Origin of the sequence: Sphingobium sp. LSP13-1-1.1 (assembly GCF_040676415.1) — a bacterium.
In the GTDB taxonomy this organism is placed as follows: domain Bacteria; phylum Pseudomonadota; class Alphaproteobacteria; order Sphingomonadales; family Sphingomonadaceae; genus Sphingobium.
Genome location: NZ_JBEGHU010000078.1, coordinates 95,319 through 114,495, shown reverse-complemented (window position 1 = coordinate 114,495; position 19,177 = coordinate 95,319). Strand labels below are relative to the sequence as shown.

Annotated in this window: 13 protein-coding genes; 6 read left to right on the top strand and 7 right to left on the bottom strand. The window is 64.8% G+C overall.

Features of this window, described 5'->3' with window-relative positions; genetic code table 11:
* Positions 1-12: 12 nt before the first annotated feature.
* Entirely contained in the window at positions 13-2,151 is a 2,139-nt protein-coding gene (locus tag MRBLSP13_RS21310) for a polysaccharide biosynthesis protein (RefSeq protein WP_363739634.1), read from the bottom strand.
* 365 nt (positions 2,152-2,516) lie between these two features.
* Between MRBLSP13_RS21310 and MRBLSP13_RS21305 the strand changes: the two genes are divergently transcribed.
* The 6 genes from MRBLSP13_RS21305 (at position 2,517) to MRBLSP13_RS21280 (ending at position 8,365) form a co-directional block, all read left to right on the top strand.
* Complete coding sequence (locus MRBLSP13_RS21305; protein WP_363756523.1) at positions 2,517-3,701, top strand: glycosyltransferase family 4 protein; 1,185 nt, start codon at positions 2,517-2,519, stop codon at positions 3,699-3,701.
* Positions 3,698-4,294 carry a sugar transferase gene (locus tag MRBLSP13_RS21300; RefSeq protein WP_363756521.1) on the top strand — a complete coding sequence of 199 codons (597 nt, stop codon included), beginning with the start codon at positions 3,698-3,700 and terminating at the stop codon, positions 4,292-4,294. The genes MRBLSP13_RS21305 and MRBLSP13_RS21300 overlap by 4 nt, the downstream gene beginning before the upstream one ends.
* The gene (locus MRBLSP13_RS21295; RefSeq protein ID WP_363756519.1) at positions 4,257-5,171 is read left to right on the top strand and encodes a formyltransferase family protein; all 915 of its coding nucleotides are present in this window, start codon (positions 4,257-4,259) and stop codon (positions 5,169-5,171) included. Before MRBLSP13_RS21300 ends, MRBLSP13_RS21295 begins: the two co-directional genes overlap by 38 nt.
* Before the next feature lie 3 nt (positions 5,172-5,174).
* Positions 5,175-5,858 (top strand): PIG-L deacetylase family protein, encoded by a 684-nt coding sequence (locus MRBLSP13_RS21290; protein ID WP_363756517.1) that lies wholly within the window; start codon positions 5,175-5,177, stop codon positions 5,856-5,858.
* A 504-nt stretch (positions 5,859-6,362) separates the two neighbouring features.
* Positions 6,363-6,953 carry a response regulator transcription factor gene (locus MRBLSP13_RS21285; protein WP_363739644.1) on the top strand — a complete coding sequence of 197 codons (591 nt, stop codon included), beginning with the start codon at positions 6,363-6,365 and terminating at the stop codon, positions 6,951-6,953.
* A gap of 29 nt (positions 6,954-6,982) precedes the next feature.
* Positions 6,983-8,365: a lipopolysaccharide biosynthesis protein gene (locus MRBLSP13_RS21280; protein ID WP_363739646.1), complete on the top strand. Its 1,383-nt coding sequence runs from the start codon at positions 6,983-6,985 to the stop codon at positions 8,363-8,365.
* Between the two features lie 223 nt (positions 8,366-8,588).
* On the opposite strand, the gene MRBLSP13_RS21275 is transcribed toward MRBLSP13_RS21280, so the two are convergent.
* The 6 genes from MRBLSP13_RS21275 to MRBLSP13_RS21250 form a co-directional block, all read right to left on the bottom strand.
* Positions 8,589-12,326, bottom strand: a complete 3,738-nt coding sequence (locus MRBLSP13_RS21275) for a cadherin domain-containing protein (RefSeq protein ID WP_363739648.1) — start codon at positions 12,324-12,326, stop codon at positions 8,589-8,591.
* 128 nt (positions 12,327-12,454) lie between these two features.
* Positions 12,455-13,816: an HlyD family type I secretion periplasmic adaptor subunit gene (locus tag MRBLSP13_RS21270; RefSeq protein ID WP_363827154.1), complete on the bottom strand. Its 1,362-nt coding sequence runs from the start codon at positions 13,814-13,816 to the stop codon at positions 12,455-12,457.
* Positions 13,816-15,504, bottom strand: coding sequence for a type I secretion system permease/ATPase (locus MRBLSP13_RS21265; RefSeq protein ID WP_363756513.1), 1,689 nt, complete (start codon positions 15,502-15,504; stop codon positions 13,816-13,818). Before MRBLSP13_RS21265 ends, MRBLSP13_RS21270 begins: the two co-directional genes overlap by 1 nt.
* Positions 15,501-16,667, bottom strand: coding sequence for a glycosyltransferase family 4 protein (locus MRBLSP13_RS21260; RefSeq protein ID WP_363756511.1), 1,167 nt, complete (start codon positions 16,665-16,667; stop codon positions 15,501-15,503). The genes MRBLSP13_RS21265 and MRBLSP13_RS21260 overlap by 4 nt, the downstream gene beginning before the upstream one ends.
* Entirely contained in the window at positions 16,664-17,998 is a 1,335-nt protein-coding gene (locus tag MRBLSP13_RS21255; protein WP_363756509.1) for a pectate lyase family protein, read from the bottom strand. The genes MRBLSP13_RS21260 and MRBLSP13_RS21255 overlap by 4 nt, the downstream gene beginning before the upstream one ends.
* Positions 17,995-19,008, bottom strand: a complete 1,014-nt coding sequence (locus tag MRBLSP13_RS21250; RefSeq protein WP_363756507.1) for a sulfotransferase family protein — start codon at positions 19,006-19,008, stop codon at positions 17,995-17,997. The genes MRBLSP13_RS21255 and MRBLSP13_RS21250 overlap by 4 nt, the downstream gene beginning before the upstream one ends.
* Positions 19,009-19,177 lie beyond the last annotated feature (169 nt).

Here is a 19,177-nt window from a genome sequence, read left to right as displayed (position 1 = left end):
CCCCCAAAAAGGTCAGGCGACATCGCGCGGCAGCGGCGGGGTCAGGGCGGCCGGAATATCCGTCGGGCGCGGCGGCATCATCAGCAGCGTGTCGGAACTTTCCGCCGCCAGCCGCCGCAATATCTCCGCCCAGCGCGAGCTGGCGGAAGCAGCGACCATTTCGTGTGTCAGCCGGACAAGCTCATCCGCGTCACCCACCGCGATCAGCCGGGCGAGCTGGGCAAAGCCCTCCACCAGCATCTCCAGCGGAATCGGGGATGGCATGGCCTCGAAAATACCCGGAATCGCGCTTTCGATCTTGTCCTCGCTGCTGTCGAACAGTTCCTCGAACAGCTTTTCCCCTGGACGAAGCCCGATGAACTTGATCGGCACGTCGATTTCCGGCCGCAGTCCCGCCATGCGGATGACGCGGCGAGCGATCTCCACGATCTTGACCGGCTCGCCCATGTCGAGAACGAAGATGGTGCCGCGCTCCGAATCCGTCTCCAGTGCGCGGGCGCTGCTTTGCAGGATCAGCAGCACCGCCTCCTGCACCGTCATGAAGAAGCGCTCTATGTCCGGATGCGTGACGGTCAGCGGCTTGCCGCTGGCGATCTGCTGCTGGAACAGCGGGATCAATGAGCCACTGGATCCCAGGACATTGCCGAAACGCACCGTCAGGAAGCGGGGGCTGTCCGGATCGCAACTGCCGATCAGGTCGAGCGCCTGGCAGTACAGCTCGCCCAGCCGCTTGGTCGCGCCCATCAGGCCGACCGGGTTGACCGCTTTGTCGGTCGACACCTGGACCATCGCCCGCGCCTCGAACTCGCACACCGCGTCGGCAACGTTGCGGGTGCCGAGCACATTGGTATGCACGCCCGCGCAGGGATTGGCCTCCACCATCGGCACATGCTTCAACGCAGCGGCGTGGAAGACGATTTCCGGCCGCCGCCGCTCGAACACCTGCCATAGCGCGGGGCGCTGGCGGATCGAGCAGAGTTCGGCATGGAAGCGGACATGGGGGAATTTCTCCCGGGCCTCCATCTCTATGGTGTAGAGATTATATTCGCTGTGATCGAGCAGCACGATCTCCGCCGGCGCATAATAGGCAAGCTGGCGCACCAGCTCGCCGCCGATGGTGCCTCCCGCGCCCGTCACCATGATCCGCGCCCCGGTGACGACCCGCTCGAGATAGCTGTGCTGCACCGTGATTTCCGGACGCCCCAGCAATTCCGCGAGCGGCATCTTCTCTATCGCCATGCGGTCGCCGGTCAGCGGCTGCGCGCTGGTCCAGGGATTGCGGAAGCGCGAGACGACCAGATTTTCCTGTTCCGCCAGCGCCGCGATGCGCAATATCTGCTGCCGGTCGAGCCGTTCGCTGCTTTCCTGCACCACCAGGCTGACGGGCCGCCTGCCCGCGCGGTCCAGATCCGCGACGATCCGGGGCAGCATGTCGGGCGATCCCAATATGGGCAGGCCACCCAGGTTTAGCCGCCGCTCATGCCCGTCGAAGGAGATGACGCCGACAATCTCCAGCCCGGACTGGGTGTCGGTGGGCACGAGATCGGCCATCACCCGTGCCCAGTCCAGTTCGCCCAGCAACAGGATGCGGCGGCGCGCCTGCACGGTCCGGCGCAACCGCGCCGCCCGGACATGCTTGAAGAACTGCCGCCGCAACACGCGCACCACCAGCAGCGCGGCGACCGTCAACGGCACGTCGACGGTCAGGAAGACGGTCATCGGCCCGCGCATCATCTTCTGCGGCGCCAGCAGCCCGGCGGTGATCATCCATATTAGCCAACTGCTGGCGAGCAGGCTGACCGCGAGCGACAGCGCATCCGCGAGCGACAGGAAGCGCCAGCTTTGCCGATAGGTGCCCACGACGAACAATGCAGCCAGGTTAACGCCGACGAACAGGGTCATGAACCAGGGTTCCATCAGCGTCCCGGGCATGGGCAGGTCGGACAGGATCAGCCGCGAAAGAAGGAAGCTGCCGAGCATGATCAGCGCATCCAGCGCCAGGATGACGGCCAGCCTGATCGCGCGGAAACGCGCCGGGCCCTGCGCCGCGAAGGCGCGGGCTGCCGCGTCCAGCCGCAGAAGCATGGCGGCGGGCGGCGTTTGAACGACGCTTTCGGTCCCGTCCAGCCTGGCTGATGCGATGTTCGGCATTCCGATGTCTCCGATCCATGGTCCGCCGGTTGCGGGGGCTGAAGGCTGCCTGGAGGCGCCGCCCTGCGTGCCGTCCACAACCGCCGGTGCATTTGAAGCTATCGAAACAAGGGCATTCCGGTAATCGGTCGAGCGGACACTATCCTTTATCCCACCCCGGGCCCGCCCGGCGCGTCCGGTCGCCCATTGGGGCTATGCGGCAGGCCCCATGTTGGCAGAAACGGGCCAATGGCGGGCGCGGAGGGGAGCCGCCTTGCCTCAAAGGGGTAATCTACCGATGCACCGCCGAGCAGCGGAAGGGGCTGTGATACCTCCCATCCTCGATACGCAATGGGTTCAGGCGGAAAGCGGGAGGCATAGGCGCCATGAAAGTCGTTATCCTCTCCAGCCTGTCCTGGTCGCTGATCAACTTCCGCGGCGCTTTGATCGCGCGGATGATCGAGGAGGGGCACGAGGTCGTCGCCTGCGCCCCCGACGAGGAGCCGGAGGTGCTGGAGCGGCTGGCGCGGATGGGCGTGCGCTTCCGTCGGACGCCCATGGCGCGGGCCGGCACCAATCCGCTGCACGACGTCCGCACCCTGCTCCATTATCGGCACCTGATGCGCGCTGAACGGCCCGATGTGGTCGTCGCCTATACGCAGAAGCCGATCATCTATGGCGGGCTGGCTGCACGGCTGTGGAGCCGGGCCCGCTATTTCTCGATCATGAGCGGCCTTGGCTATGTGTTCAGCGAGGAGGCAGACGGCCGCCGCTGGCTGAGAAGCGTCGTATCGCGCCTCTACCGGATCGGCATCGCCCAGGCGCGGTGCATCTTCGTATTCAACAGCGACGATCACCGGCTGATGCAGGAAAGCGGGATCGTTTCGCCGACACAGCGGGTGATGCAGGTTCCCGGCTCGGGCATCGACCTGCGCCATTTTGCCGAGCAGCCCCTGCCGAAGGGGCCCTTCACCTTCCTGATGATGGGCCGCCTGATGCGCGACAAGGGGGTCGGCGAATATGTCGAGGCGGCCCGCATCGTCCGCGCCCGGCACCCCGACGTGCGTTTCCTGCTGCTGACCCGGCCCGAGACGGAAAATCCCACCGGCTACACCGCTGCCGATCTTGACCGATGGCGCGAGGCGGGGCTGATCGAATTCCTGCCGGAGACGCGCGACGTGCGGCCCTTCATCGCTTCGGCCCATGCCTTCGTACTGCCGTCCTTCTATCGGGAAGGGTTGCCGCGCACGATATTGGAAGCGCTGGCGACCGGACGGCCCGTCATCACCACCGACATGCCGGGCTGCCGTGATCCTATCAGACATGGCGTCAACGGCCTGCTGGTGCCGCCGCGCGACGCCTCAGCACTGGCGGATGCCATGGAAGCGATGATCGCAAATCCGCAGCGCGTCACCGCCATGGCCGGGGCGGCGCGGCAGACAGCGGTCGACGTCTATGATGTAGACAAGGTCAATGCGCTGCTGCTGGAAACCATGCAGTTGCAAAGCGCAGCGCACACGCCGCCCCAGTCCGTGCCGCCACCAGCGCTGCTGGTACCGGAACGCGCATGACCGCCTGCCTGCGCCCTTCGGCATGGCTGGCGATGGCTCTTCTCGCGCTGCTCGCTCCCCTGCTGCTGCTGCTGTCCTTGCTGGTACTGGTCGGCCTGGGGCGGCCCGTGCTGTTTCGCCAGGTCCGAAGCGGTCTGGGCGGCCAGCCCTTCGCCATGATCAAATTCCGCAGCATGCGGGACCTGCGCGACAGCCGCGGCGACCCGTTGCCCGATGCGCAGCGGACACCGGCGCTGGGGCGATTCCTGCGGCGTTCCCGGCTGGATGAATTGCCCGAGCTGATCAACATCGCCCGCGGCGACATGGATTTCGTCGGTCCCCGGCCGCTGCTGCCCCATAGCATCGCCGCCATGGGTCGCGACGGCGTGGAGCGCGGCAAGGTGCGGCCCGGACTGACGGGTCTGGCGCAGGTCAGCGGCAATACGCTGCTGGCCGTCGAGGAAAAGCTGCGCTTCGACCTCTGGTACGTACGCCACCGCAGCGCCCGTCTCGACGCGCAGATCATCGCCCGCACGCTGCTGGTCGTGGTCGGCGGTGAAAAAAGGATCGACTGGCATGCCGACGAAGCGCGCCCTCCTCATTGGGGCAGTTGAAACCACGCGGATCGCCTTCGAAGCGATCGCCCGCCATCCGGCGTGGGACATCGCCGCGCTTGTCACGCTCGATCCCGCGCTGGCGGCGCGCCATTCCGATTTTGTCGACCTGGGACCGGCGGCGCGGCGCGAAGGCTGCCCGATCATCCATGTCGACAATATCAACCGGGAGGAAGCGCTCGCCGCGATCCGCGATGCCGGCGCCGACATGGCTTTCGTCATGGGCTGGTCGCAGATTTGCGGGGCCGCCTTTCGCGCGCTCTTTCCCGATCGGGTGGTCGGCTATCATCCCGCGGCCCTGCCCCGGCTGCGCGGTCGCGCGGCGATTCCGTGGACGATCCTGCAGCAGGAACCGATCACGGCCGGAACCCTGTTCTGGATAGACGAGGGCACGGACACGGGCGACATAGTCGACCAGCAATTCTTCCATGTCGCGCCGGATGAAACCGCAGCGTCGCTCTATGCCAAGCATATGCAGGCTCTGGCCGTCATGCTGGACCGCACGCTGGAGCGGATGGCCGCGGGCGAGATGCCGCGCATGGCGCAGGACAAAGATTGCGCCACCTGGGCCGCGCGCCGCACTCCGACGGACGGGCTGATCGACTGGCGGCAGCCGGCCGGCGACGTGTTGCGTCTGATCCGCGCCACTGGCCACCCCTATCCCGGCGCCTTCACCCGATCGAACGGCGCGGACCTTGTCATCTGGTCGGCGACATCGTCCGACATGGGCGGGCGTCACGCGGCCCTGCCGGGGCAGGTTGTAGCGCGATCTGCCGATGGCTTCACCATCCTGTGCGGTCAGCGGACCGCGATTGACGTCACGCAATGGGGCGGTCCTGAAAAGCCGCCCAAACTCCACGCCATTCTGGGGGAATAATCAATGTCGCTGCCTTTCAATGCCCATCGGATCGCAGTGGTCGCCCCCCATCCCGACGACGAGATATTGGGATGCGGGGGCACCATGGCGCGCGCCGCGGCGGCGGGGGCGGAGGTGCATGTCGTCGTCGTCACCCGGGGACAGCCGCCGCTGTTCGACGAGGAACTGGTGCGGCAGATCCGCTCCGAAACCCTGCGCGCGCATGGGATGATCGGCGTGACCGACACCCAGTTCCTGGATTTTCCCGCCGCCGCCCTGGACCAGGTCAGGCGAAGCGAACTCAACGCGGCGCTGTCGGATGCGTTGTCCCGCATCAAGCCCGACCTGCTGCTGATCCCATTCGTCGGCGATATCCATCTGGACCATCAGATCGTATTCAACGCTGCCCTGGTCCATGCCCGGCCGCGCGGGCCCGGCGGCCCCGCCTGTGTTCTGGCCTATGAAACGCTGTCGGAGACCAACTGGCTGGCGCCCGGCGTCACGCCCGCCTTCATTCCGAACATGTTCGTGGACATCAGCGAAACCATAGAAACGAAGATCGCCGCCTTCCAGTCATTCGAGTCTCAGGTCAAACCAAGCCCCGACGAAAGGTCGGTGGAGGCCATCCGGGCACTGGCAACCCTGAGGGGCGCCACCGTATATCGAATCGCGGCGGAAGCATTTGTTCTGGTTCGACAAATTAACTAACTTATGTTGCGAAAAAGGCGAATCAGTCGCGATGTCCGATAGCCGCCTTTTCTGTCCTCCAGACCGTTGGCATACTACCAAAGTGGTAATCAGAACTGCTGCGAGCGCGGAAAAATTCCGCAGTGCGGCAAAATTACATTATTTTAACAATGCGTTAACCTCTGGTCGTTTGCACCCGAAATTTCCAGTGTACATTAAGGGACTCTCGCGGCAAAAATATGCTACTGATAAGTTGTTGAAACGAAAAGAAAGGGTCGCACTACAGGCATTTGATTACTGGTCTTCTACATTTCGTTTGGGGCCTGCTTACGAAGGTAGAGGAGATCATGAGGGGACCACCCAATGTCGTACCCAGTTAATGTGCGTCTGTTGTGCGGTAATGCAATCGTTCGGGAAGGGCTGAGCCGTATCCTGATGGAACAGGATTTCCGCGTAACTCAATACCCAAATATTGCGACTGTACTTCAACAAGTTGAGGTGCCGGAAGAGGATCCGGGACCATCGTTGCTCCTGATCGACGACGGCACCGAATCCATGGACCTCGAAACGCTTTCCGTTCTGCAGAAGCGCTTTCCCTGTTCCTATCTTGTCCTGTTGTCGGACCGATTTGATTTTCAGATCATGTTGAAGGCGTTCCGTCTGGGGGCCTTGGGCTATATCGTCAAGGAAATCTCCTGCGACCGACTCGTGGCGACTCTGCGGCTGGTAGCCATGGGCGAGCGCGTTCTTCCGCCGCAACTGGCGGACGAGCTGCAATCCCGGCCCAGTCTGACCGATGCTCTGGAGGTCGAACGTCCGGTGGATGCGGCCTGCCTGTCCGATCGGGAACTGGAAATCCTACGCTGGCTCATCATGGGATGCCCCAACAAGGTCATTTCCAAGCGGATGGACATCAGCGAGGCAACCGTAAAGGTCCATGTGAAGGCCGTGCTGCGCAAGCTGCGCGTCAAGAACCGGACCCAGGCGGCGATCTGGGCAGCCAATCACGGCATGCGCGGACGCGTGACGGAGGTCGAACCTGAACTTCCTGCCGCCATACCTCATCCAGCGCAGCTTCCTGTCCTGGAAATGGCCGGCGTGGCTAACCGCGCCTGATCTTCACGACCCCAAATGGGGGGATCGTCATGGCATATGACATAAGGGGCGCGCTGACAGCGCGCGCCCTGCCCATGTTGCGCGGCCGGTTCGGTGATTTCCTGGTAAAGGGGACTCGGAACCGGCTGATCGCAATCGGGCATTTGCTGTCAGGCAATTTCCTGAACGCGTTGATCATGTTGGTCAGCGTGGCGATGGCCGCCCGATCCCTGGGACCAGCGACCTATGGCGTCATGGTTCTGGTGCTGTCCTATAATCGCGTGGTGGAACGAATTCTGCGCTTCGAATCCTGGCAGCCGTTGATCCGGTTCGCCGTGGAGGAAGAGGCGAAGGGTTCAACACGGCGAATGCAGCGGCTGTATTGCTATGGGCTGATGTTGGACATCGGCGCTGCGGCAGTCGCGGCGCTCAGTGCGGTCAGTCTGGCATGGCTGTTCGGGCCGCTCTTCGGCCTCAAGCCCCTGCATGTCGAACTGGTGGCGATCTATTCGGTCGCAACCCTGTTCAACATCGCCGGCGTGCCGACCGCGGCGCTGCGCCTGTCCGGCCAGTTCAAGATGCTGGCCTATGCGCAGGTTGCGGGCAATGTGCTGCGCATCCTGCTGGCCTTCCTCTGCATGGTGACCCATGCCGGCATCATCGGTTTCATGGTGGCGTGGACGGTTTCGCAGGCGCTGGGTTCCGTTCTGGTCTTCTGGGTCGGTTTCCGGGCCCTGCGGAAGATGGGAATACCCAATCCGCTGCATGCCCGGCTGAAGGGCCTGGTGAGCGACTTCCCCGGCTTCTTCGGTTTTGCCTGCTCGACCAACCTGTCGCTGACGCTGCGCGTCATCACCACGGAAGCGGACTCGCTGTTCGTCGGCGCCGTGGCGGGCAGTTCGGCCGCCGCGGTCTACTATCTCGCCAAGCGCATCGCGAAGGTCGCGACGCAGGTGGGCGCGCAGGTGCAGGCTGTCGTCTATCCCGACGTTGCCCGCATGTGGGCCAATGGCAACATCCGAACCTTCCGGGCGGCCACGCTGCAGGTGCAGATGGCGCTGGCGGCGGTCGGCTTCACCATGCTCGCCGGGGCCTGGCTGCTGGGTCCGCTGCTCATCCGCATCGGGCCGGGCGTCGCCTATTCGGAAACCTATATCCTGCTGCTGACACAGTTGGTCGCCGTGATGCTGATGCTGCATGCGGCGCCTTCCCGATCGGCCATGCTGGCCATGAACCGAAGCTGGACCGTTCTTGCGATCTCGGGCTTCGGCACGGCGCTGTTCGTGGCGGTCGCGGCCTATGCCGTTCCCCGTTATGGACCCATTGGCGGTAATATGGCCCATGTCATCCTGGGCGTGGTGACGGCAGTGTTGCTGGACGTCGCCTGGTTGCGAAGGGCGAGGGTTCGGCCGGTCGCGGCGAGCATCGGATGAGCCAACCGGGCGGTGACTCGCCCGGCGCATTCCCCGTCCGCCGCGGTAAGGTCAGAAATAAGTGCCCGCGACGGTGGCATGCTGCCTGGCCGTCGAACTCGGCAGGCAGCGTCATCTTTCGTTCCAGAAAAGGACGGCTCAAAAAATATGGCAGCCGAGCCGATTTGATCGGCTCGGCTGCTTATGTCATTTGAGCGGTCGATCTGATCAGATCGAAACCAATCTAGAAGAAGCTGCTCGCATCGACCCCGGCCAGGGTGTTGACCCCGACCAGCTGAACGCTCTGGTCGAATGCGCCATCGCCATTGGCATCGTAGAAAATCCAGCCGTCGGTCGTCCCGGCGACGAAAGTCACATGATTGACCCCGGCGGTCGTGTTCGCGGCCGCCAGCGCATCGGCGAAAACATTGGTCGCTATCGCCTTTTCCGCATAATCGGCGGCAGCCAGACTGCCGTTCAGGAAGTCGAGGTCGATGCGATCGCCCTCGCTCGCCTTGAAATCGGTTATGCGGTCATAGCTGGACGTGTTGAGCGTTGTGTCCCCGCGATTGAACACGAACACGTCCGCTTCCGTCCCGCCGGTCAGCACGTCTTTGCCCGCGCCGCCGATCAGCGTGTCGCTGCCCGCTCCGCCCTTCAGCGTATCGCCCGCCGCACCGCCGTCCAGCAGGTCATTGCCCGCGCCGCCGTCCAGGCTGTCCTGCCCGTCCTCGCCATAGAGCCGGTCGCCGCCGCCATTGCCCAATATGATATCGTTGCCCAGGCCGCCCCAGAGGCTGTTATTGCCGCTGTTGCCGGTGATGTTGTTGGCCAGATCATTGCCGGTGCCGTCGATATTGTCGGTGCCGGTAAGAACCAGTTTCTCGATCTCTGCCGCCAGCTTGTAGGTGACCGAAGCGTTGACCTGATCGTTACCGCCACCCGCCAGTTCGAAGATCAGGTCGTCATTGGCGCTGTTGCCGTCATCGGACCAGCTGTCGACGATATAGCTGTCGTCACCGTCTCCACCGATCAGGCTGTCCGCGCCGGCACCACCGTCCAGATAGTCATTGCCCGCGCCGCCCAGCAGCACGTCATTGCCGTCGCCCCCGAACAGATTGTCATTGTCGTCGCCGCCATCGAGCGTGTCGTTGCCGCCCATGCCATACAGAATGTCGGCTCCCGCGCCGCCTGACAGCATGTTCGCCGCATCATTGCCGGTGATCGTGTTGGCGAGCTCATTGCCCATGCCGTTTATCGACGCCGCGCCGGTCAGCGTCAATTTCTCGACATTGGCGGCCAGGCGATAGCTGACCGAAGCATAGACGAGATCGCTGCCGCCACCGGCCAGTTCGATCACCTGATCGTCATTGCCGTCAAAGCCGTCATCCGACCAGGTGTCGACATAAAAGATGTCGTTACCCGCACCCCCGTCCATATAGTCGGCGCCCACCCCGCCATCGATGACGTCGTTGCCGGCAAGGGCGTAGATGGTGTCGTTGAGCGCCGTGGTCTGGTAGGCGAGCACGGTGGTCGTCGGGCTGATCGTGTTGTTGCCCGAGGATCCCGTGATCGTCCGCCCGTTTTCAGCCACGTCGGTGATGGTGATCGACAGCAGCTGATCATCGAAGTTGCTGCCGTCGGTTGCGCGTACCGTCACCTGATAGACGCCGTCGCCATCGGCATCGACCCGGTTCTCGAAATCCGGGGCGTTGATGAAGGACAGGGCGCCGGTCACCGGATCGATGGTGAACAGCGCCGCATCGGCTCCCCCCGAAATCGCAAAGCCGGGCGTGGTCCCGTCCGCGTCGCTGGCGGCCACCACGGTCACGGCGCTGGCATTTTCCGCCATGTTGATCGATGCCGACGCGCCGCCGCCGTTGGAGGTGATGATTGGCGCATTGTCGTTCACATTTGTGACGCTGATTGCCAGGGTCTGCGAGACGCTGTTGCTGCCGTCGCTGGCGCTGACGACGACATTGTAGATGCGGTCACCATTGCTGTCATTGGGCGCTTCAAAATCGGGCGCCGCCTTGAAACTCAGCGCACCGGTCGCGGCATCGATGGTGAACAGCGCCGCATCGACGCCGCCGCTGATGCTGTAGCTGAGCGCCGTGCCGTCAGCGTCGCTGGCCTGAACCGTCGCGGCGAGCAAGCTGTTTTCCGCCACGGAAACGGCAACCGAAGCCGCCCCGGCATAGGACATCAGCACCGGCGCGTTGTCGTTGAGATTGGCGACCGTCACGGCCAGTATCTGCTGGTCCGCGTTGGAGCCATCGCTCGCCTGCACGATCACGTCATAGACATTGTCGTGATCGGCGTCGGCGGCCGCCTCATAATCGGGGGCGGCCTTGAATGTCAGCGCACCTGTCGCAGTATCGATGGCGAAGAGCTCGGCATCGGCCCCGCCAACAATCGCGTAGCTGATCGACGGGCCGTCCGCATCCGTGGCGGCTACCGTGGTCACGGCGGTCGCATTCTCATTGACCGTGATCGCCGCGCTCGCCCCCCCGCCATTGGAGGTGATGACCGGCGCAAAGCCATCGGGCACGTCGTTCACGGTCACGGAAAGCGCCTGCGTATCCATGCCGCCATTGCCGTCATTGGCGGCAACGATCACATCATAGACATTGTCGTGGTCGGCATCGGCCGGGCTTTCGAAATTGGGTGCCACAAGGAAACGCAATTCGCCCGTCACCGCGTCGATCGTGAACAGCGCCGCATCCGCTCCGCCGACGATGGAAAAGGCGATCGTCTGCCCCATGTCGGGATCTGTCGCGATGACCGTGGTGACGGCGGTGCCGTTCTCATCGACCGTCAGCAACGCGCTGGAACCGCCGCCGTTCGAGGTGATGACGGGCGGCGCGTTCAGCGCGGTCGAGGGCGTTGTCATGTCCGCGAACTGGAAATATTCAACATTGCGGATCGTCTTGCTGCCCTCTGGAGAGCCTGCGCGCTGGTCGACCGCAACATAGCTGCCATCTGTCTGGAGCGTGAAGATATAGTCCATCCGGTTGCCGGAAAAGACGACCGTATCGATATCGGCGCTGCCGTCGATCACGTCATTGCCTGCACCTGCAAGGATCGTATCGTCGCCCGCTCCGCCATGCATGTAATCGTTGCCGGTGCCGCCATCCAGCAGGTCGTCGCCAGTGCCACCATAGAGTTCATCGCTGCCCGCGCCGCCATAAAGCTGGTCATTGCCCGCGTCACCGTTCAGCGTATCATTGCTGTTGGTGTCGGCATCGTCGCCATAGAGCAGGTCGTTCCCGCTGCCGCCCGACATATTGTCGCCGCCCGCCTGACCGTAGAGAATGTCGTCATCGTCGCCGCCGGTCATCTTGTCGCTGCCGCGGCCGCCATAGAGGATGTCGTTGCCCGTGCCGCCGTCGATGGTATCGTCCCCGGATATGCCGTTGAAGCCCAAATCATCGCCGTAGAGCAGGTCGTCCCCTGCCCCGCCGGATATCGTGTCGCTGCCGCGCCAGCCGAAGATGATGTCGTTGCCGCCGTCGCCCTGCAGATTGTCCTTGCCCGCGCCGCCGATGATGATGTCGTTGCCAAGACCTGCCTGGACCAGCACGTCTTTGGCATAGTCGATCCCGCCCGCGCCATGCGCGGTCAGGTCGATGATGTCGTCTCCGTCCCCCAGCCAGAACTGCTCGATATTGTCGAAGCTGCCGACCCCCCCCGAAATCACGCCATTATTGTAGAAGATGGCGTCGGACAAATTGGATCCGTAGATGACGTCCGTGCCCGTGCCTCCCATCAGCAGGTCCATGGAAATCTGGATGTTGGTGGCCGTGAGTTGATAGGCCGTGCCGCTGCCCGTGAGGATCGCCGAATTCCAGACCAGTTGCGCCATCACTGCATCGGGGCGCACATAGTCCAGATTGGCGAGCCGGGTGAAGGCGAAGAATTGGTCTTTCTCATTGCCTGCCGTGATGGTCTGACTTCCCACCACGTTGAAGAAATTTGCCATGTTCGCCCCCTGTCCAGCGTCCTTGTGAAAGGTCTGAATTCCTTAGCGGGAAACCGTGCCGGGGCGGTGGGGTCTTAGGGATAGCGCCTACGTCTTCGGGAGTGCGCCAATGGGTGTAGGAATGGCTCCTATTGCTCCCGGAAGGACCGCCACATCGTATCGGTGAGCGGGTCGATCATATATTGCAGCGCCGTTCGCCGCCGCAGCGGTACGACCACCTCCACCGGCATGCCCGGCTTCATCGCAAAATCCCCTTCGCGATAATCGCGGATCAGCGCAATCTGATCAGGCGCGATCGTCACCTCCCCCAGAAAATAGGCGATGCCCGTTTTCTCCTCTACGAAGCTGTCGGCGGACAGGCGCGTCAGCTTGCCCTCGATGATCGGCAGACTGCGTCCAGGAAAGCCGGCGAAGCGGATCTCCGCCTTTTGCCCCACCGCCAGATCGTCGACGTCGGTCGGGGAAAAGCGGGCCTCGATCACCACGGCGGAAGCGCGCGGCACGATGTCCATCAACGTCTGCCCGGCCGCGATAACCCCGCCGATAGTGTGCACGCTGAGGCCAACGACCGTCCCGCTCACTGGCGCGCGGACCTGCGTCCGGGCCAGTTCGTCCCGCGCAGCACTCCATTTCGGCAGCACATCACCCAGCAGCGCTTCGGTATCGCGCAGGTCGGAAGTGACCTTTTCCTGCAGATTCTGCTTCGCCTCCAACGCCTTCAGCCGCGCCTCGCCCACCATGTTGGCGGCACTGTCGCGCGCCGCGCGCAGACGGCCTTGCTGGCCGACCAGATCCGCCTTCGCCCGCTCGAGCGCCCGGATGCGCGTCTTGCTGACAAAGCCCTTCTCCGCCACGGTGCGCAGGCTGTCCAACTCGTCGGTGATGAGCCGCTCCTGCTCGATCACCGACGCGACCTGTTCACGATAGCCCACCGCCTGGGACCCCGCCTGACTCCCCTCATGCATCGCCACGCCCTGCTGCGTGCTGAGCAGCGCCGACCGTGCAGCCATCTGCGCCCGCTGCGCCCGCAGGGCGGCCTGCGCATCGGCGCGGTCGTCCCCCGTCAGATTGCGGAACTCTACCGGCACCTCCATGCCGGTTCCGGCCTGTTCGGCGCGCAGGCGGGCGCGTTGCGCGATCAGCCAGATCGCCTGGGAAGCCAGCACCCGTTCCTGCGCGGCGACGGCGGGCGCGGCGAGCCGGATCAGCACCTCGCCCTGCCGGACTGCCTGGCCTTCCTTGACCAATATGGCCGCAACGATGCCGCCGTCACGATGTTGTACGCTCTGCCTCTGGCCTGCCACGGTCGTGCGCCCAGGCGCCAGCGCCGCCGCGTCCAGCCGGGCGAAGGCCGCCCATCCCAGAAACAGCAGGAAGAAGGCGGCGGCCACCGCCAGCCCGCCCCGTATCTCCGACCGGGGATCTGCCGCCACCGCGGACCGCCCATCCGGCGAAGGCAATAACAGGGGCTGCGTCGTTCGCATCAGCATCAGCCCACTCCCGCGACCGGCGCAGGGCGGGGCCGGGTCAATGCGCCCAGCACCTGATCGCGCGGCCCGCTCATTCGCATGCGACCATTGTCCAGCACCAGGATCCGGTCCGCCGGACCCAGCAGGCCGGTGCGATGCGCAGTCACCATGATCGCCGCCCCTCGCGCCTTCGCCTTGACCAGCGCGGCGACCAGTTGCGCTTCGCCATCAGAGTCGAGATGCGCATTGGGTTCGTCCAGGATCAGTACGGCCGGATCGCGGAACAGGGCGCGGGCCAGCGCGATGCGTTGCGTCTGGCCCATGGACAGGCCCATCCCGCCCCAGCCCAGCATCGTGTCATAGCCCTGAGGCAGGCGCAGGACCATCTCATGCGCGCCACATGCCTGCGCCGCCGCGATGACGTCCGCATCGATGCGGTCGTCCATATCGGGATCTGCAAAGCGCGCGATATTGTCGCGGATCGACCCCGCAAAGAGGGAAAGCTGCTGCGGCATATAGCCGACATGCACAGCCAGCGCGTCGCCATCCCATTGCGACCGCTCAGCCCCGTCGATCCGGATTTCGCCCTGGTCGCAGGCGATGGCGCCCGCTACCAGCCGCACCAGGGTCGATTTTCCCGCGCCGCTGGCGCCAATCACCGCGACCATCTCGCCGGGGCCGATCGCAAAGGACAGGTTGTTGAGGATCAGCCGCTGCGAATGCGGATCCTCTATGGTCACGCGCTCCACGTCGACCCTGCCCTTTGGACGGGGCAGGCCGGTTTGCGGCACATCGTCCAGCGCGCCGTCGATCCAGGCCATGATCTCCCCATGGGATGCCCGCGCCGCGATTATGCTGCGCCAGCTTCCCACAAGCTGGTCGACCGGCGCCACCGCCCGGCCCAGCAGGAAGGAGGAGGCAAAGATCGCGCCGCCCGAAATCTGCCCGTCTATAGCCAGCAGCGCGCCCAGTCCCAGCGCCCCGGATTGCAACATGTTGCGCAGAAAACGGCTGGCCGCCATGCGGCTGCTGGCGGCGAAGCTGGCTTCTGCCTGCCAGGCGAGCATATCCTCCCGCTCGGCCAGATGCCGTCGCACCATCGCGCCCTGCATTCCCAGCGCGCGCACTGCTTCGGCCCCCTGCATCGTCTGTTCCTGACTGCTGTAGGACAGGTTCGCCGCGGCATTCGCACGGAACAGGGGCTGGCGCGTTGCCCGGTCGCTCGTCCAGGCGACGGCGACCAGCACCAGGCTGCCCAGCAGCGCCATCAAGCCGATCAGCGGGTGGATGAGCGCGCAGACCAGAATATAGATTGGTGTCCAGGGAGCATCGAACAGCGCGAACATGCCCGGGCCGGTCAGCGTCTGGCGAAGCTGGTCGCATTCGCGGATCGGCTGGCGACTTCGACGGCCGGCCCGGTCGGCAGGCTGTTGCCGCAGGGTCGCTGCAATCAGCGTCCGCGCCAGCCGGCGGTCCAGCCCGATGCTCGCCCGCACCAATATGCGCGAACGGATATATTCCAGCAGCGACAGGGTGGCATAGGCCAGCAGCAGCGCCAGCGTCAGGAAGGCCAGCGTCGTCCCGCCCCGCGTCGGCACCACCCGGTCATAGATTTGCAGCATGTAGAGCGTCGGCGCCAGGAACAGCAGATTGGCGAGCGCGCTGAACAGCGCCGCCCACAGGAAATGCCGCCTCACCACCGCGATCATGGCCGCAACGCTTTGTAGATGGCGCTGACCTGCGCGCAATGGGCCGCTTCGCTGAAGCGGGCGCGGGCATTGACCTGCGCGCGCAGGGCCATGGCATCGGCGTCGCTCCCCTCGATGCAGGCCCGCGCCAGCGCACCGGCGTCGTCCGGTTCGACAAGCAGGCCGATGCCGCCTTCCAGCGCCTCCACATTACCACCGGATCGGGCGGCGACGATGGGCGTGCCGACCAGCATCGCCTCCACCAGCGTGCGCCCGAACGGCTCGCCCACGGCAGGCACGACAAGCCGATCGCAGGCCGCGATCCAGAAGGGTCCGGGCGTGCGATAGCCCATCAGCTTCACCCGGTCCTCCACGCCAGTCGCCGCAATCCGCTTGCGCAGGGCGATGTCCATGGCGGGCACCCGCGCCTGCCCGAACATCAGGCCCATGACGGGGCGCGGGCTGATCTCCCCCATCCGGGCGATCATGTCGACGAAAAGCAGGGGCCGCTTCCTCGGTACGAAAGCGCCGAAATAGCCCAGCAGCAGCGTGTCGTGCGGTACCCCCAGTTCGCGGATCAGCGCCTCGCGCGCCTTGCTCCGGTCCACCTCCAGCGTCGTGTCGAAGGGACTGTGGACCACCGAGGCGCGCTTCCGTGCCGACCAGAGACCGGCGGGCGGCAAGGCGAAGGACGATACCGCCAGCACCCGATGCGCCAGCGCCGGCGCGAGCAGACGCAATCCCAGCGCTCCGGGATCGCCGCGATGGTGCCAGATCAGCTTAGCTCCGGCCAGTCGCGCCGCCAGGGCCCAGTTCGCGCTGCTCCGCCCGTCATTGACGTGAACGATGTCGATCCGGTTTCGCCGCAGGAAGCGGGCGCGAGGTAGAACGCCGGTCAACGTCCGGGCGAATTTGCGGGCGGTGAAGGCCTCGCCCGGCACGAACAGCCGCTGGGCACCCGGATCGTCCATCTGCTCATGCCCGGCGAAGAAATTGGCGATCATGCCGCCCGGCACCTCGGTCACCACCACCGGACGATATAGCGCCGGATCCAGATGCTCCATCAGCCCGCGCACCGAAATATGGCTGCCGCCGATGCTGTCGCCGGAGAAGGGGAAGCAGATGCGCAGCCGATCATCCTGTGCCGCGACTGCCGGTTGCAGGGTGGGCGAAGGCGCGTTCATGGCGCCGCCGCGTCCATCAGTTCGCGCGCGCGCTGGTCGAGAAACTGGTCGAGATTGGCCAGCCCGTCGCCATCGGCATCGGCCCAGGGATCCGCCTTGCGGGGATCGGCGCCGTGCTCCGCCTCCCACCTGTCGTCCATGCCGTCCCCGTCGGCATCGGCATAGGGCGTCCCCGGCTCCGGTTCGTCGATCATGCCGGGCTGCTTCACGATATGCCCCTTGCGCTCTCGCACCTGCTTGACGATCCGCCTGTCGAACGGGTCGCGGGGAAAGGCGCCAGCCTCGGTCAGCACCGCCTTATAGGCCGCATCCGCCGGTTCGGCGGCGATGGTCGGCGGGCAAGGCGGCCTGTCCACCTCCGCCTCCTTCAACTGCGGCGACAGATGAACGAAGTCGCCGTCGAAGCGATTGTCGGCCAGATAGACCCTCGCCCTTCCCTTCGACCCCATGAGATTGCGCGCAACGCCGACGGTGTCCGGCCGGGTGTTCTTCCCCGCAATGAAATTGTTGCCGATCAGGGAGACGGGCACGCCGCCGAAACTTTCCCAGATTTCGGCAAATTCCGACTGGCCGTTATAAAGGATATTGTTGATCACCTCCGCGCAGGAACCTGGCGGAAAGTTGAGGTCGGGATTGCGGTCGCCATTATGGGCGCAGATATTGCCAATGAAGCTCAGATGCTGCGGCCCCTTGGGATCGCTCGCCAGCAGGGCGCATTTGTCGTGTCGCGGAATGCCCTCGGCAAAGATCGAATGGCTGATGGTGATCCAGTCATTGTCGCCATAGCCGTTGATCAGTTCGTCTCGTGCCCAGCTTGCGCTCACATGATCGACGATGACCTGACGGCTGTTTTCGATGGTGAAACTGTCTTCCGACCCGCGGTGGGTGCCGGTGCGGTCGTTGCGCACGCGGACATGACGGATGACGATGTCGTGCGTGTTCTTGATGAGGATCGGGGTGCGGCCTTCCTCGCCGCCAGCATGTGCAATGACGATGCCCCCGCCCGGGGCGGTCTGGCCGGCTATGGTGAGATAGGGGTTGGCGATGACCGGCGGCCGGCTGGTGAAGCGGATGGTTCCGCTTACCCGGAATATGCAGACGCGGGGTCCGGTGGCATCGATGCAGGCGCGCAGGGAGCCTGGCCCGCTGTCGGCCAGGGTGTCGACGGCGATGATCCGCCCGCCGCGCCCTCCTTTGGCCGCAGCGCCATAGCCCACCGCGCCCGGAAAAGCCGGCTCGCCCTTTACCGGCTGCGCCTGCGACTCGCTGCCCGCACCCGAACAGCCCGCAATCAGGATGGTCAGCAGCATCCCGGTCAGTCGCCGCCTCATGAGACATCCCCACTGCGCAAGGTATAGCCATAGCGCCGCAGCAAGGGCGCACAGAACAGGGTGAACAGCCGCTGCTTCCAGCCCGGCATCTCCCTCTTCCACTTGTCGTCGCCCCTGATCGTGAGTGCCTTCTGCATGCGATGGCGGCTACCCGCGACCTGATGTTGTGGCGTGAAGGGTGCAAGATCGGTTGCCGGTAGATGCGGCGCTTCGCCCACCAGCGCGACGATCCGCCCGATCGTGCGGCGCGGGTCATCGACAAAATCCTCGTAACGCACGCGGATGCTGCGCTCCGCCCCGACCCGGCGACAGAGAAGTTCGGCCGCGATGTTCACCATTGCCCAGCGCAGAGCGGTGTAGAGTAGGGGTTTTGGCCGCAAGTCGCGTTGCACCCCCTTCTCGACGCTGCGCCTGTGCCCCTTCATCAGCGACCAGGCCACGCCACGCCCGTCACGCACCACATGCACGACGTGCAGGTCGATGCCAGGCATCGCCGCCAGCGCGAAGGCCCGTCCCGGCAATTTGGACGAATCGACCAGCACGGCCCGCCCCGAAGCCAATGCCATGCCGCGCAGCAATTTCAACGTCTGGCGCTCATGGTCCCGCCACCCCGGCAACCGCAGCAGCCGCGCTGGCGCCAGCAGGGTCTCCGTCCGTTCCTGCGCGCGACGGTAACGGTCCAGGAAGCCCTGGGGTTCGCCCTGGGTCCATCGCGCGACGATCGCCTGCCATTGCGGGCATTCCCGCACCTGCGCACCGCAGGCGCAATATTCGCCCTTTTCCCAGACATGCCGCGCCAGTGTGGTCACCTCGCCCGCGCCCATGATCATGGGATGCTCGCCCAGGGCGATGTCCAGAAGGGTCGTCCCGCTGCGTCCATAGCCGGCCACATAGATCAGCTTGATGGCGGATTGCTGCGCAGCGGGCGACGCGGACATCGCGGCTTGCCCGGCCTTTGGGGGCGGTTCGCTGTTGCGCAGGGGCAGTGTCGCATCGGTCACCAAGGTCATCCTTGTCGCGCGAGACGCCCTGCCGATCCGGCGGCGCTCGGTGCCGTTATCCCGTCAGTCGCGAGGTCATTTCAACGGATCACAAGGCTGATCCTCCGGCAAATTCGGATAGGCGAGCTGGCTGGAATCGCCCTGCATCCTGCCCCGAAGGGCGTTTGCGCGGCGGCGG

What these genes read in the sequence shown, in the direction of transcription:
- MRBLSP13_RS21290 (WP_363756517.1), top strand. Translation starts at nt 5,175, where the DNA reads ATGTCGCTGCCTTTCAATGCCCATCGGATCGCAGTGGTCGCCCCCCAT.
- MRBLSP13_RS21260 (WP_363756511.1), bottom strand. Translation starts at nt 16,667, where the DNA reads ATGAACGCGCCTTCGCCCACCCTGCAACCGGCAGTCGCGGCACAGGAT.
- MRBLSP13_RS21295 (WP_363756519.1), top strand. Translation starts at nt 4,257, where the DNA reads ATGCCGACGAAGCGCGCCCTCCTCATTGGGGCAGTTGAAACCACGCGG.
- MRBLSP13_RS21275 (WP_363739648.1), bottom strand. Translation starts at nt 12,326, where the DNA reads ATGGCAAATTTCTTCAACGTGGTGGGAAGTCAGACCATCACGGCAGGC.
- MRBLSP13_RS21250 (WP_363756507.1), bottom strand. Translation starts at nt 19,008, where the DNA reads ATGACCTTGGTGACCGATGCGACACTGCCCCTGCGCAACAGCGAACCG.
- MRBLSP13_RS21255 (WP_363756509.1), bottom strand. Translation starts at nt 17,998, where the DNA reads ATGAGGCGGCGACTGACCGGGATGCTGCTGACCATCCTGATTGCGGGC.
- MRBLSP13_RS21310 (WP_363739634.1), bottom strand. Translation starts at nt 2,151, where the DNA reads ATGCCGAACATCGCATCAGCCAGGCTGGACGGGACCGAAAGCGTCGTT.
- MRBLSP13_RS21270 (WP_363827154.1), bottom strand. Translation starts at nt 13,816, where the DNA reads ATGCTGATGCGAACGACGCAGCCCCTGTTATTGCCTTCGCCGGATGGG.
- MRBLSP13_RS21300 (WP_363756521.1), top strand. Translation starts at nt 3,698, where the DNA reads ATGACCGCCTGCCTGCGCCCTTCGGCATGGCTGGCGATGGCTCTTCTC.
- MRBLSP13_RS21280 (WP_363739646.1), top strand. Translation starts at nt 6,983, where the DNA reads ATGGCATATGACATAAGGGGCGCGCTGACAGCGCGCGCCCTGCCCATG.
- MRBLSP13_RS21305 (WP_363756523.1), top strand. Translation starts at nt 2,517, where the DNA reads ATGAAAGTCGTTATCCTCTCCAGCCTGTCCTGGTCGCTGATCAACTTC.
- MRBLSP13_RS21265 (WP_363756513.1), bottom strand. Translation starts at nt 15,504, where the DNA reads ATGATCGCGGTGGTGAGGCGGCATTTCCTGTGGGCGGCGCTGTTCAGC.